Source organism: Phyllobacterium sp. SL163, assembly GCF_049896885.1.
Classification (GTDB): Bacteria; Pseudomonadota; Alphaproteobacteria; order Rhizobiales; family Rhizobiaceae; genus Phyllobacterium; species Phyllobacterium calauticae.
Genome location: NZ_JAFCVE010000003.1, coordinates 84,508 through 97,394, shown reverse-complemented (window position 1 = coordinate 97,394; position 12,887 = coordinate 84,508). Strand labels below are relative to the sequence as shown.

The following is a 12,887-nucleotide window of genomic DNA, read 5'->3' as shown; positions in this document are numbered from 1 at the left end:
ATGCGTCGGCCAAGCGATCCTCGATTCAAAACAATGCGTTACCGTTCTCACAAGGCCCATGGTGCTGGTGCGTGGTTCGACAAGCTCACCATGAGGAAGAGTGAAGACTTCAGGGAGCCAAGTTCTGCAAGACCGTTCGGATTGCAATCTTTCCGGTTAGCCTTACAGCACCCCTCTCCCTCATGGTGAGCTTGTCGAACCACGCACCAGTACCGCGAACCACCATCAAGTGAGCGGCTTACCCCCCGTAAATATCGAAGTTGAAATATTTCTTCGAAATCTCGTCATACTTGCCGTTGGTGCGAATGTCCTTGATGGCCGCATTGATCTTGGTCTTCAGCTCCGTCTCGCCCTTGCGCAGACCGACACCGACACCCGGTCCAAGCACTTCCAGATCGGGCGCAACCTTGCCCTTGATTTCGCAGCAGGCCTTGCCCGCATCGGTCTGGGCAAAGGTCTCGAGCGCCAGCGAATCGGCCTGTGTGGCGTCGATGCGTCCGGCAGCCAGATCCTGATTGGCTTCGTCCTGTGTCTGGTATTCCTTGATCTCGGCGGCGGTCGCGGCGAAATGCTTCTTCGCATAGGCCTGGTGGATGGTCGACACCTGCACGCCGAGCACCTTGCCCTTCAGGCCTTCCGGCGAAGCGTCCATCTTGACGTCCTTCGAGCCGAGAATGACCGTTGGCGTGTTGTAATATTTGTCGGAGAAATCGATGGTCTTCTCGCGTTCCGGCGTGATCGACATGGAAGCGGCGATCATGTCGATCTTCTTGGTGGTCAGCGCCGGAATGATGCCGTCCCACGACACGGGCGTGATGACGCAATCAAGCTTGGCCTGCGCACAGATGGCAAGGGCGACATCGACTTCCCAGCCTTCCCACTTGCCCGAGGCATCCGGCGAGGCGAAGGGCGGATAGGGTTCGGCGGCAATGCCGACCTTGATCTGTTCAGCGCTGGCAACTCCCATTCCGGCAACCAGCACAGCGGCGGCAACCGCTGATTTCAAGAAAGCTTTCATTCCTATCTCCATTTCTCTTTATTGTTCCCCAGGATTATTCCCTGTATTTTTTCATGCGACTTATGAAACAGTACGGATAAACTGCTTCAAACGTTCGGATTTTGGTGATCCGAACAATTCTTCCGGCGGCCCCTCTTCTTCGACGATACCGTTGTGCAGATACATGACATGGCTCGCCACTTCGCGGGCGAATTTCATCTCATGCGTGACCAGGAGCATCGTCCGCCCCTCCTTGGCGAGGTCACCGATCACTTTCAGGACTTCTCCGACCAGTTCCGGATCGAGCGCGGAGGTCGGTTCGTCGAACAGCATGACGCGCGGCTGGATGGCGAGCGCGCGGGCAATGGCGCCGCGCTGCTGCTGGCCGCCGGAGAGAAAGGCGGGATAGACGTCGCGCTTGGCCGACAGCCCGACCCGCTCCAGCAATTGCTCGCCGATGGCCATGGCCTCGTCACGCTTCATCCCCAGCACGTGAACCGGCACTTCGATGACATTCTGGATCAGGGTCATGTGCTGCCAGAGATTGAAATTCTGGAACACCATGCCAAGCCGGCTGCGGATACGCTCGATCTGGCGCCGGTTGGCGGGGTACTGGCCGCCCTCGCCGTCGCTGACCATCTGCACGTCCTCGCCATTGATGCGGATGACGCCGCTCGTCGGGTTTTCGAGGAAATTGATGCAGCGCAGGAAGGTGGATTTGCCCGAGCCGCTGCCGCCGATCATGGCGACCACGTCGCCGTCCCTGGCTGTCAGCGAAACGCCCTTGAGAACCTCAAGGGCGCCGAACTTCTTGTGCAGGTTCCAGACGTGGATGGCTTCGGCCCGTTCGGCCGCACCGGGTTGGAGCGGGTCCGTGGCAACGGATGCGCGCAACGCCTCCGTCATTGCCGGGTTCCCATGGGTTGTCTTGCACCTGCTGTCATGACACCGTTCATTTCTGCCTGTTTTGTCAGCATGAGGCGAAACTGCCTAATTTAGGGCATCACACCACTTGCGCTCTAATTATGCAAGCGTATAAATACTCGCATATGCAATTTTTACGAGAGAGCAGTCGCATGAGCGCATTCGGTTCCCAGTCCATGGCCCTTCCCCTGAAACGCGTCATCATGCGCATGCCTGACCACGTCATGGCGGGCGCCGAACGCGACGTCTGGCATTACGGTCCGCAGTTCGATCCGCGCCGCGCCTCCGAACAGCACCGCGTCTTTGCCGGTCTCGTCGCCCAGTCGGGCGCCGACATCACCTGGATCAGGGACGGCAATGACGGATTGTCGGATTCCGTGTTCACGCACGATCCCTCCCTCGTCACCGACAAGGGTGCGATCCTGCTGCGCATGGGCAAATCCCTGCGCCTCGACGAGACGGACCTGCACCACGAAACCTACAGCCAGATGGATGTGCCGGTGCTCGGCCGCATCGTCGCGCCGGGCACCGTCGAAGGCGGCGACTGCGTCTGGGTCGACAGCAAGACGCTGGCCATCGGCCGCGGCGTGCGCACCAATCAGGCCGGTATCGAGCAGATGGCCGCCATCCTCGAGCCGCTTGGCGTCACCGTCCTCGGGTTCGACCTGCCGCTGTGGCAGGGCGAAGAGGCCTGCCTGCACCTGATGTCGATCATTTCGCCGCTGGCCGAAGACCTGGCGCTGGTGCACCTGCCGCTGCTGCCCGCCGCCTTCTACCAGCTGCTGAAGGAGCGTGGCATCCGCCTGATCGCCGCGCCGGAGGACGAATTTGCCGCCAGCAACGGCCTCAACCTCAACGTGCTGCCGACGGCGCCCTATGAAGTCATCGCCGTGGCGGGCTTCGAAAAGACCAAGGCCGCCATGGAAGCCGCCGGCTGCACCGTCACGACCTTCGAGGCGGATGCGCTGTGCATTGCCTGCGAGGGCGGCCCGACCTGCCTCACCCGTCCGGTTTTCCGGCAATGAACGCACAATCGGCTACACGCAAAACCTTTCGCCGTGAGGGCGAGGACAAGCGCCGCGAGGATCTGATCGCCGCGACGCTTGAATGTGTGGCCGAGCGCGGTCTTGCCGGTGCGACCGTGCGCGAAATCGCCCAGCGGGCCGATGTAACCGCCGGGCTGATCCGCTATTACTTCCCGACCAAGGACGACCTGATCGGCGCCGCCTACCGCGCCGTGATGAACCGCATGACCGTGCAGGCCAGCGATGCCTTGCAGAATGCCGCTGACGATCCGCGTTCGCGCCTGCAGGCGTTCGTTACCGCCAATCTCGGCGAACCGATCATGGACCCGCACAACCTCTCGCTGTGGGCGGGTTTCATTGCGCTCGTGCATGCCGACCCGGCCATGGCCTCCGCCCATCGCGACGGCTATCTCGGCTTTCGCGACGAGCTGGAAATCCTGATCCGCGAGGCGCTGCGCGCCGCCGGCAAACCGGCGGAACCGAACCATACCCGCCGCCACGCCATCGCCATCAACGCCATCATCGACGGATTATGGCTGGAAGGCTGTCTTGCCGGCGATATTTTCGACGATGGGGAATTGGCGGAAACCGGGGTTGCCGCTATTGAAGCCGTACTGGGAATTTCATTACAAGCTGAAGGAGGCGCCCAATGATGCGCTATGCGTCTGTGACCGGCCGTCTGGCCGGACTGGGATCGGATAAATGGGCCGTGCATATCCGTGCGCGCGAAATGAAGCGCGCCGGTCATGAGATCATTGAGCTCACCATCGGCGAACCGGATATTCCCACCCCCACCGACATGCTGGATGTGGCCGAACACGCCATGCGCTCCGGCCGCACCGGCTATTCCAACGGGCGGGGCGAACCCGGCGTTCTCGCGGCGCTTTCGGCAAAGTACACCGCACGCACCGGCCGGGCCATCGGTCCGGAACACATCCTGTGCTTTCCCGGTACGCAGACCGCGCTGTCGCTCGTCATGCTCGGCCTTGCCGAGGAAGGCGACGAGATCATCACGGGCGACCCGCTCTATGCCACTTATGACGGCGTCGTCCGCGCCACCGGCGCAACGCGCGTGTCCGTTCCGCTGCGGCCGGAAAACGGTTTCCGCATGCAGGCCGCCGATCTGGAAAAGGCGATCACGCCGAAATCCCGTGTCCTCCTCCTCAACACCCCGCACAACCCGACCGGGGCCGTGCTGAGCGCCAAGGAAGTGGCCGAGATCGGTGAAGTCTGCCGCAAACACAATCTGTGGATCGTCTCCGACGAGGTCTACGAACTGCTGATCTTTGACGGCAGTTTTGCCTCGCCGCTCGACCGGCCCGAACTCGCCGACCGGACGATTGCCGTTGCCTCCATTTCCAAATCCCATGCCGCACCGGGTTTCCGCAGCGGCTGGTGCGTCGGCCCGGCGGAGTTCACGCAGAAACTGCTGCCGCTGTCCGAATCCATGCTGTTCGGCGTCCAGCCCTTCATCGCCGACATGACCGCCTATGCCCTCGGCCAGCCATCGGCCGCTGCTGCGACGATGCGCGAGAGCTATTTCCGCCGCGCCCAGCTGATCTCCAAGCGGCTCGACGGCATTGCCGGCATCGGCGCCGACGTGCCGCAGGCGGGCATGTTCATTCTCGCCGACATCCGCGCCACCGGATTGAGCGGCAATGATTTCGCCATGCGTCTTCTCGAAGAGGAACACGTGGCCGTCATGCCCGGCGAATCCTTCGGCGACAATCTCGCCGGTTACCTGCGTCTCAGCCTCAGCGTCGCCGATGACAAGATCGATGCCGCCTGCGCCGGGATCGTCCGCCTCGCAACCCGCCTCCAGCAACGGAAATCCGCATGACCACGGTCGGTGAAGCCCTCGTCCATCTGCTTGAATCCTACGATGTCGATACCGTCTTCGGCATTCCCGGCGTCCACACCATCGAACTCTATCGCGGCCTTGCCGCATCGACGATACGCCACATCACGCCGCGCCACGAACAGGGCGCGGGCTTCATGGCCGACGGCTATGCCCGGGCAACCGGCAAGCCCGGCGTTGCGTTTGTCATCACCGGTCCCGGCATCACCAACACGATCACCGCGATGGGTCAGGCGCGCGCCGATTCCATTCCCATGCTGGTGATATCGGGTGTTAACCAGCGGGACTCGCTCGGCAAGGGCATGGGTTTCCTGCATGAACTGCCCAATCAGCGCGCCATGTTGCAGACGGTTGCGATGTTCTCGCATCGCATTGAAAAAGCGGACGAATTGCCCATCGTGCTCGCCCGCGCCTTTGCGCTGTTCGCCTCGCGGCGTCCCGGCCCCGTGCATATCGAGATACCGCTCGACGTGATGGCGCAGCCGCTGGATGGTGCGAGCCGCCAGTTGTCCGATGCGCCGATCCCGCAAGCATCGGCCGAAACCATGGCGGAACTCACCCGCCAGTGCCTTGCGGCGGAACGTCCGGTCATTCTCATCGGCGGCGGCGCCAAGGGCGCTGCGGCGGAACTCAAGGGTTTGGCGGAAAAACTGGATGCGCCCGTGGTGGCAACCACCAATGCACGCGGCATCCTGCACAATCACCCGCTGCTGATCCCGGCCAGCGCCAGCCTCACCGCCGTGCGCACTCTTCTTGCGGAAAGCGATCTTGTCCTCGCCATCGGCACGGAAATGGGACCGACCGATTATGACATGTATGGCGATGGCGGTTTTCCCGAGTTGAAACGCCTTGTGCGCATCGACATCGATGCCGGACAACTCGACCGGCGTCCCGCCTTCATGCCCATCGAGGCTTCGGCCAGGGAAACCGTCGAAGCGCTCGCTGCTACCTTGCCCGCGCGGCGCAACACGAAGTCCGGCGAAGACCGCGCCCTGGCAACACGCGATGCCGCATGGGCTGAGATCGGTCCGCGCACGCAAAGCCATGTGCGCTTTCTGAATATCCTGCGCGACACGCTGCCGGGCTCACTCATCGTCGGGGATTCCACGCAGGCCATCTATTCCGGCAATCTCTATTACGATCATGACCGCGTCGGCGGCTGGTTCAATGCGGCGACGGGCTTCGGCGCGCTCGGCTTCGGCCCGCCCGCCGCCATCGGTGCGGCCCTCGGCCAGCCCGAGACCTCGACGATCTGCATCGTGGGCGATGGCGGGTTTCAGTTCGTGCTGGGGGAACTCGGCGCTGCGGTCGACGAGAAAGTGCCTGTTATTTTCGTCGTCTGGAACAATCAGGGCTATCAGGAAATCGAGCGCGCCATGCGCGATGTCCACATCAATCCGGTGGGCGTGCGTCCCTCGGCACCCGATTACCTGAAAATCGCCGAGGCCTATGGCGTGGCTTCGCAGAAGCTGAAAACATTGGAGGAACTGCCCGCCGCCCTGTTGAAAGCCAACGCGAGCGGACAGTCCTATCTGATTGAAATCGATGAAACATTGATTGGTTGATGGCGTTTCGCCATCAACCATTTCTGCCCGTTACGGCCGATGGATGGTCTTGACCTCGAGAAAGTCTTCCAGCCCGAATTTTCCGCCCTCGCGGCCATTGCCGGACTGCTTGTAGCCGCCGAACGGGCTGCCATAGCGATGCGGGCCGCCATTGATATGCACCATGCCGGCTTTCAGCCTTGATGCCACGCGCTCCGCACGCTTGGCATCGCCCGTCTGCACATAGGCGGCAAGGCCGTAGGGCGTGTCATTGGCGATGGCGATGGCTTCTTCCTCCGTATCGAACGGAATGAGCGCGAGCACGGGCCCGAACACTTCTTCCCGCGCAATGCGCATATCGTTGCGCACATCGGCAAAAATGGTGGGGCGGACGAAATAACCGGTTTCATAGCCCGCTGGCTTGCCCGCACCGCCGACCAGCACCCGTGCGCCCTCGGAAATACCCGCTTCGATCAGGTTCTGCACCCGGCCATACTGGATATGGCTGACGAGCGGGCCGATATGATCGCCCTCCTCCTGCGGATCACCGACCTGTGCCTGCCTGCCGGTGGCTTCGGCGATTTTCACCGCCTTGTCATAGACCGAGCGCTGCACCAGCATGCGCGTCGGCGCATCGCAGGACTGGCCGCTGTTGTTGAAACATTCGAGCACACTGCCCGCGACGCGATCTTCCAGATCGGCATCCTCGAACACGATGTTCGGCGACTTGCCGCCCAGTTCCAGCGTGACGCGCTTGACCGTTTCGGCCGCATCCTTGCTGACGGCGATACCGGCGCGGGTGGAACCGGTGAACGACATCATGTCGACGTCCTTATGCTTGGACAAAGCCGCGCCCACCGTCGCACCATCGCCGTTGACGAGGTTGAACACGCCCGCTGGAAAGCCTGCCTCATGCACCATCTCCGCGTAAAGCAACGCATTGAGCGGCGTGAACTCGCTTGGCTTCAGCACGCAGGTGCTGCCGGTGGCCAGCACCGGGACGACCTTCAGCGCGATCTGGTTGATCGGCCAGTTCCACGGCGTGATCAGCCCGCACACGCCGATGGGCTCGCGCACCAGCAGATCGCCGTTCGGCAGTTCCTCGCGCATGTGCAGGGCTTTCAGCGCGTCGATAAAGCCCTGGAGATGGCCGACACCGACATCCGCCTGCTGCTGGGTGCTCATGGTGATCGGCGCGCCGAGCTCCAGCGTGATGGTTTGCGCCATCTCGTCATATCGGCGCTTGTAGATTTCAAGCAGCTTTTCCAGGAGCGCCAGCCGCTCCTCCACCGACGTCCGGCTGTAGGTCTGGAAGGCCGTTTTCGCCGCAGCCACGGCGCGGTCGATATCGGCTGCCGTGCCCATGGAGATGATGGCAATCGGCTTCTCCGTCGCCGGATTGATCACCTCGAGATCATTGGCCTTGAGAGGCGGCACCCACGCGCCATTGATGTAGAAATCCCGCTTGATGAGCATCGTCGCCTCCTTATGAATGCCGTTTGTCACGGAAATGGTATGGGGCTTTTCGCTTGGTTGCTAGAAGGAAAAACGACGGAAAGTTTATGTGGTGGCCGACTATCGCTATCACCCCCCTCTGTCCTGCCGGACATCTCCCCCACAAGGGGGGAGATCACATTGACATCAATGATTCCGTATCATTTTCAACGTTGAAGGTTGGCTGAAACCATTGTGAAAGCTGATCTCCCCCCTTGTGGGGGAGATGGGCGGCAGCCCAGAGGGGGGTAAAACCACTCTCACCCCGCCGAGCGCACCAGCGCCTGTGCCATGCAGTGAATGCCGCCGCCGGTTTTGGAAATCTCGCTCATATCCACCGCAGCCACCTCGAATCCGCGCGCGCGCAGCTTGTCGATCAGCGTCTTGCTCGACGACGGCGCGATGATCCGGTCCCTGCCCAGCGCCATGAAATTGCAGCCGAGATTCATCGTATCCTGAAACGGCACATCGATGATCTCGTGGCCCTTGGCTTTCAGCCAGTCGACAATGCCCGGCTCGGTGCAGGCGAGGCACACGGCGGTCAGTTTCGGCGCAATCGGCACCACCATCAGGTCGATATGCACGTAATACTCGTCGATGAAGGCAAGACGTGTCTCCCAGCCTTCCCGCCGGAACCATTCCTCCACCTGCCGCGCGCCCTCTTCCTGCGTGCGGGCACCGCCGCAGCCGATGAGGACGCAGCCCTCCTCGATCACGTTGAAATCACCGCCCTCGAAGGTGCCGGCGGTCACCATGTCATAGATCGGAATGCCAAGCTTTTCATAGGTGCGGATCGCGGCATAGTTTTCGCCGCGCCGCCACCAGTTGGCCATGGCGGTGATGATGGCGCCATAGGGCGTCATGACGCTGGAATCGCGGGAATAGACCTGCATCGGCAGTTCCGGTTCGGGCTCATGCCAGTGGATCTTCACACCGAAATGCTCATAGGCGGCGACCAGTTCCTTGTGCTGGGCCTGTGCGGTCTGAATGTTGCACGGCGCCTCGCGCAGATGCTTGCGTGACAGCGAGCTTGTCGCCATGTGGCGCAGAAAGGCAGGGGAGCCCAAAAGCACATCGGTCAGCGGGTCGGTTTCGTTGCGAAAGCCCCAGCCTTTCAGCGGTTGTGTACCGCCGTTCGGATTGCGGCGCTTCAGCGTGAAAGCATCATTGTCAAAGCCCTGTTCATGGCGTGTCATTGGTCCGTCTCCTTGTCAGGGGCGCGTGGGTATCCACCAGTCCCGCCCGCGTGCAGTGGTCACATATTCCGGCCAGCGGAAATGAATCGGCGGCTCGTAGTCGCATAGCGGTGCGATCCAGTTTGACCCGCCAATTCCGCCGCCGGTGCGCCGGATGAATTCGTCCTTTGCCTTGTCCCTCGCCTCGCCATCCTCAAGCAGGCGCAGGGCCGTCAGCGCCACCGTCCTGGCGGCTGTCAGCACCATCGGATCGATCGTTGCAGGGATACCGCCGAGCGCATTCATCACCCAGCCCGGATAGGCAAACCCTTTCGGTGCCTTCAAAGCGGGCCGCGCCACGTAGAACCGTACGGTCGGCGCGTGCCATGTCATGTCGGTATAATCGTCGGAGGTAGAATTGATCTGCGATGGTGGCAGGTCGCGGCGCAGGATCGCCTCAGCTTCCACAGGCGCGATCAATGCCTCGCATTCATCGAGAAACGGGTCCTGCATCGCATCGATCCCGGCATTCACCTGAATCTCCCGCGCAACCGCCTTTGCCGCCTCGTTCCAGCGCGGCGCACCGGCGGTCTGCAGGGCATCCCAGGTCACTTCAGCCATGGCATGGTTGGCAAGACCGGGCCGCGACTTGCACACCCAGTGCCGCTCCACCCGGCAGCCGGTCATGGCGGCAGCGTGCTCGGCGTTGCGGTCGAGCACGGCGGTGACGCGCTCGGCCATGGCGATGTCAGGCACGCGCATCATGTACTGGATTTCCGCAAGCCCGGCGGGAAGATTGTCGGCCGTCGCCTGCCCCGCCGTCAGGATCGCCTCGCTGATCGACCAGCCGCCCTGATGCGGCAGCATGGAATCGCGCAGCGCCTTCGAGGCCATGTACATCATCATCAGCGCATCGTTGGCGCCGGGGGCGCGCACCGCCGAGTGGGATTGCGGGATCGGCGCACCGTCGCTGAGCCCCCAACCCTCCGGCTGGTCGCAGACAAAGCGGTAGATCATCGAATAGGCAGCGCCGCAGTGGGTCTCCCAGCGCACCGTATTGCACAGCGGCAGCATGTAGAACGGATGGAACGAGATCATTCCGTCCAGCCCGTCATAGTAGCCCTTGGCGGCATGGATGGGTTTCGAGCCCCGCACTTTTTCGGCGGGTTCGCCGGTGAAGCGCAGCGTGCCCGCAATGCCGTGCTTCTGCATGGCGGCCTTTGTTGCCAGCAGCCCGCCGAGACTGGAAATGCCGAGCCCCGAATGCGGGTCCGTGTGGCCGCCCGCATGCTCGTTCAAGCCGGGTCTTGGCCGTTTGACCGTTGCCGCATCCTGGCAGTTGCCGGGGACGGCGTCATATTCCGCATACATGCCGATGACAGGGGATTTGCCTGTCATTCCAGCCCTGTTGGTCCAGTGCGCGCAGAATGCCGTGGGCATGCCGCCCGAGCCGACCTCGACGTCAAAACCCTCGCGGCGCAGCAGCGCCACATACCATTCCGCCGACTGATATTCGCGCCAGGCTGTTTCGCCGAAATCGAAAATGGTGCGCGTCCATGCCGACAGGTCGGCCTGATGCGCGTCGACAAAATCCAGCGCTGTGCTTCCTGCTGCCGTGATCACGATCCATCTCCCCGTTGCGGCGAGATAATCATCTGGAAGGCGGGACAAAAAGTGATATGTTTTTTCAAAACGTGCAAATTCTATTCACCTCATCAACCGGAATTCCATTCATGCGCATTCCTTCCACACAGGCCCTGCGGTCGCTCGAGAGTTTTGCCAGGCACGGCAGCGTCTGGCGTGCGGCGGAAGAGCTGCATCTCACCCGCAGCGCGGTCAGCCATCAGCTGCGCCTCTTGGAGCGCGATCTCGGCTTCGAACTCCTGCAACGTGACGGCAAGGGCGTTGCGCTCACGCCGCGCGGCCGCAAATATGCCAATGACGTGCGCAAGGCGCTGATCGTCATCGACGATGCCGGCGGCCGGCAGAGCCCGGCGGGTGTCGGCGGATCATTGTGCGTGAGTTCGACGGCGGGCTTCGCGTCGCTGTGGCTGTGCACCCATATCGCCGAGTTTCAGGAGAAATATCCCGATGTCGCGCTGCGCATCGTCACGCCGCGCAAGCTCGACGACGTGACTGATTCCACCGTCGATATTTTTATAGCCTTCGGTGACGGCAACTGGCCGAACCGCGCTGTGGAACTGCTGTGCGAGGTGGAATTCACGCCGCTGTGCAGCCCGGTGCTGCTCAACAAGATCGGCGGCATTGCCGAGCCAAGAGACCTGTTGCGCGCGCCGCTGCTGCATCTGGGCGATTTCGAGGACTGGACCCGCTGGATGGCGCTGGCCAATGTCGAGAACCCGGATTCGGAGCGCGGCATCATCTTTTCCGACATGAACCTTGTCTATTCCGCCGCCATCACGGCGCAGGGCGTTGCGATGGGCGATGAGCTCACCTGCCGCAAAGCCATGAAGGCAGGTCAACTCATCCGTCCGTTCGACCTCAGCATCAAGTCGCCGAAGTCGTATTTTCTCGTCACGGATTTCGCCAAGATCGAGCATCCGGCCCAGCTGGCGTTCACGGAATGGCTGAAATCGCGCCTGTCGCAAACGCGCAACGCATGAGGTCAGGAATAACATCTGCTCATGCTGGCGTGAATTTCATTCACGTATCGCGGCAATATATTTCAATTGTCGTCACCGGAGATTGTGCCTAGGCTTTCCCGAAAAGAAGGGGAAAGAGGTCAATCAATGCCTCAACGCATGCAACTGGGCGATGCGAAAGCCGCCGAGATCAAGGCTGTTTCCATTGGCAAGACGTTCGGTGCATTCCGTGCGCTGAAGGATTTGTCGCTCGACATCGGACGCGGCGAGTTTCTCACCCTTCTCGGTCCTTCCGGATCGGGAAAAACCACATTCCTGATGATTCTCGCCGGCTTTACCGCGCCGAGTGAAGGCCGCCTGATGATGGATGGCCGGGATATCACCGATGTGCCGGCCGAAGACCGCTCCTACGGCATGGTGTTCCAGGGTTATGCCCTGTTCCCGCACCTGACGGTTGAACAGAATATTGCCTTCCCGCTCAAGGTGCGCGGTCGCTCCGCCGCCGACATCAAGCGCTGCGTCGGCGAGATGGTCGAGCGGGTCGGCCTCATCGGGCACGAGAAAAAGCTGCCGACAAAACTCTCCGGCGGCCAGCAGCAGCGTGTTGCTCTTGCGCGGGCGCTGGCTTTCGAACCCTCGGTGCTGCTGCTGGATGAGCCCTTCTCCGCTCTCGACAAGAATTTGCGTGAGATGATGCAGGAGGAAGTCAAACGCCTGCATCAGGAAACCGGCACGACCTTTGTTTTCGTCACGCATGACCAGTCGGAGGCCCTCGCTCTGTCCTCCCGCGTGGCAATTTTCAACCATGGCGAGCTTTTGCAGGTCGGACGCCCGCAGGACGTCTATGAACGGCCGGCCAATCGCTTCGTCGCGGAGTTTCTCGGCGAGATCAATCTTCTGCCGCTCGATGCGCTGCGCCTCGATGGCGACAGGGCGGCCGGGCAGTTCGAGGACAGGACCATCGTGCTTGCCCGGACAAAGCCGCAGATCGGGCCAAGAGCCGTCGCCGCCGTGCGCCCCGAACATATGACCATCGCGGCAGCGCCGAACAACACCGGGCACAATGCCATCGCCTGCCGGGTCGAGGACGCGACCTATCTCGGCGCCGTCACCCGCTATCACCTGAAAACCCGCACCGGCGCATCGATCGCGGTGTCGATGCCGACGGTTGCAACGCCGCCCTTTGCGCACCGCGCCGATGTCTGGGTGTCCTGGCCCATAGAACAGGGGTTTTTACTGCCGCACCAGACCTAGAACCACGCATACG

11 protein-coding genes are annotated in these 12,887 nt (G+C 61.9%); 6 read left to right on the top strand and 5 right to left on the bottom strand.

What is annotated here, in order from left to right; all coding sequences use genetic code 11:
• Positions 1 to 238 precede the first annotated feature (238 nt).
• Together ACP7B1_RS07245 and ACP7B1_RS07240 are read right to left on the bottom strand one after the other, a co-directional pair.
• Positions 239 to 1,018 carry a transporter substrate-binding domain-containing protein gene (locus tag ACP7B1_RS07245; RefSeq protein ID WP_403173655.1) on the bottom strand — a complete coding sequence of 260 codons (780 nt, stop codon included), beginning with the start codon at positions 1,016 to 1,018 and terminating at the stop codon, positions 239 to 241.
• Positions 1,019 to 1,078: 60 nt separating this feature from the next.
• Positions 1,079 to 1,903, bottom strand: a complete 825-nt coding sequence (locus tag ACP7B1_RS07240) for an ABC transporter ATP-binding protein (RefSeq protein WP_105732939.1) — start codon at positions 1,901 to 1,903, stop codon at positions 1,079 to 1,081.
• Between the two features lie 170 nt (positions 1,904 to 2,073).
• Between ACP7B1_RS07240 and ACP7B1_RS07235 the strand changes: the two genes are divergently transcribed.
• Genes ACP7B1_RS07235 through ACP7B1_RS07220 form a run of 4 tightly spaced genes read left to right on the top strand, consistent with a single transcriptional unit; the run spans position 2,074 to position 6,369 of the window.
• Positions 2,074 to 2,946, top strand: coding sequence for a dimethylarginine dimethylaminohydrolase family protein (locus ACP7B1_RS07235; protein ID WP_346305227.1), 873 nt, complete (start codon positions 2,074 to 2,076; stop codon positions 2,944 to 2,946).
• Positions 2,943 to 3,599 carry a TetR family transcriptional regulator C-terminal domain-containing protein gene (locus ACP7B1_RS07230; RefSeq protein WP_346305228.1) on the top strand — a complete coding sequence of 219 codons (657 nt, stop codon included), beginning with the start codon at positions 2,943 to 2,945 and terminating at the stop codon, positions 3,597 to 3,599. The genes ACP7B1_RS07235 and ACP7B1_RS07230 overlap by 4 nt, the downstream gene beginning before the upstream one ends.
• Complete coding sequence (locus ACP7B1_RS07225) at positions 3,599 to 4,786, top strand: pyridoxal phosphate-dependent aminotransferase (RefSeq protein WP_346305229.1); 1,188 nt, start codon at positions 3,599 to 3,601, stop codon at positions 4,784 to 4,786. The genes ACP7B1_RS07230 and ACP7B1_RS07225 overlap by 1 nt, the downstream gene beginning before the upstream one ends.
• Positions 4,783 to 6,369, top strand: a complete 1,587-nt coding sequence (locus ACP7B1_RS07220) for a 5-guanidino-2-oxopentanoate decarboxylase (RefSeq protein WP_346305230.1) — start codon at positions 4,783 to 4,785, stop codon at positions 6,367 to 6,369. Before ACP7B1_RS07225 ends, ACP7B1_RS07220 begins: the two co-directional genes overlap by 4 nt.
• Positions 6,370 to 6,399: 30 nt before the next feature.
• On the opposite strand, the gene ACP7B1_RS07215 is transcribed toward ACP7B1_RS07220, so the two are convergent.
• The 3 genes from ACP7B1_RS07215 to ACP7B1_RS07205 form a co-directional block, all read right to left on the bottom strand.
• Positions 6,400 to 7,824, bottom strand: a complete 1,425-nt coding sequence (locus tag ACP7B1_RS07215) for an aldehyde dehydrogenase family protein (RefSeq protein ID WP_346305231.1) — start codon at positions 7,822 to 7,824, stop codon at positions 6,400 to 6,402.
• Positions 7,825 to 8,102: 278 nt separating this feature from the next.
• Positions 8,103 to 9,038, bottom strand: a complete 936-nt coding sequence (locus tag ACP7B1_RS07210; protein ID WP_346305232.1) for a dimethylarginine dimethylaminohydrolase family protein — start codon at positions 9,036 to 9,038, stop codon at positions 8,103 to 8,105.
• Positions 9,039 to 9,053: 15 nt separating this feature from the next.
• Positions 9,054 to 10,637 carry an amidohydrolase gene (locus tag ACP7B1_RS07205; protein WP_426136892.1) on the bottom strand — a complete coding sequence of 528 codons (1,584 nt, stop codon included), beginning with the start codon at positions 10,635 to 10,637 and terminating at the stop codon, positions 9,054 to 9,056.
• A gap of 113 nt (positions 10,638 to 10,750) precedes the next feature.
• On the opposite strand from ACP7B1_RS07205, the gene ACP7B1_RS07200 reads away from it, so the two are divergent.
• On the top strand, positions 10,751 to 11,641 hold the full coding sequence (locus ACP7B1_RS07200; protein WP_346305234.1) for a LysR substrate-binding domain-containing protein: 891 nt from the start codon (positions 10,751 to 10,753) through the stop codon (positions 11,639 to 11,641).
• A gap of 126 nt (positions 11,642 to 11,767) precedes the next feature.
• Positions 11,768 to 12,874 carry an ABC transporter ATP-binding protein gene (locus tag ACP7B1_RS07195; protein WP_426136848.1) on the top strand — a complete coding sequence of 369 codons (1,107 nt, stop codon included), beginning with the start codon at positions 11,768 to 11,770 and terminating at the stop codon, positions 12,872 to 12,874.
• Positions 12,875 to 12,887 lie beyond the last annotated feature (13 nt).

Bases quoted from the DNA above. Each gene is read 5' to 3' on its own strand.
- ACP7B1_RS07245 (WP_403173655.1), bottom strand. From the start codon at position 1,018: ATGAAAGCTTTCTTGAAATCAGCGGTTGCCGCCGCTGTGCTGGTTGCC.
- ACP7B1_RS07240 (WP_105732939.1), bottom strand. From the start codon at position 1,903: ATGACGGAGGCGTTGCGCGCATCCGTTGCCACGGACCCGCTCCAACCC.
- ACP7B1_RS07235 (WP_346305227.1), top strand. From the start codon at position 2,074: ATGAGCGCATTCGGTTCCCAGTCCATGGCCCTTCCCCTGAAACGCGTC.
- ACP7B1_RS07230 (WP_346305228.1), top strand. From the start codon at position 2,943: ATGAACGCACAATCGGCTACACGCAAAACCTTTCGCCGTGAGGGCGAG.
- ACP7B1_RS07225 (WP_346305229.1), top strand. From the start codon at position 3,599: ATGCGCTATGCGTCTGTGACCGGCCGTCTGGCCGGACTGGGATCGGAT.
- ACP7B1_RS07220 (WP_346305230.1), top strand. From the start codon at position 4,783: ATGACCACGGTCGGTGAAGCCCTCGTCCATCTGCTTGAATCCTACGAT.
- ACP7B1_RS07215 (WP_346305231.1), bottom strand. From the start codon at position 7,824: ATGCTCATCAAGCGGGATTTCTACATCAATGGCGCGTGGGTGCCGCCT.
- ACP7B1_RS07210 (WP_346305232.1), bottom strand. From the start codon at position 9,038: ATGACACGCCATGAACAGGGCTTTGACAATGATGCTTTCACGCTGAAG.
- ACP7B1_RS07200 (WP_346305234.1), top strand. From the start codon at position 10,751: ATGCGCATTCCTTCCACACAGGCCCTGCGGTCGCTCGAGAGTTTTGCC.
- ACP7B1_RS07195 (WP_426136848.1), top strand. From the start codon at position 11,768: ATGCCTCAACGCATGCAACTGGGCGATGCGAAAGCCGCCGAGATCAAG.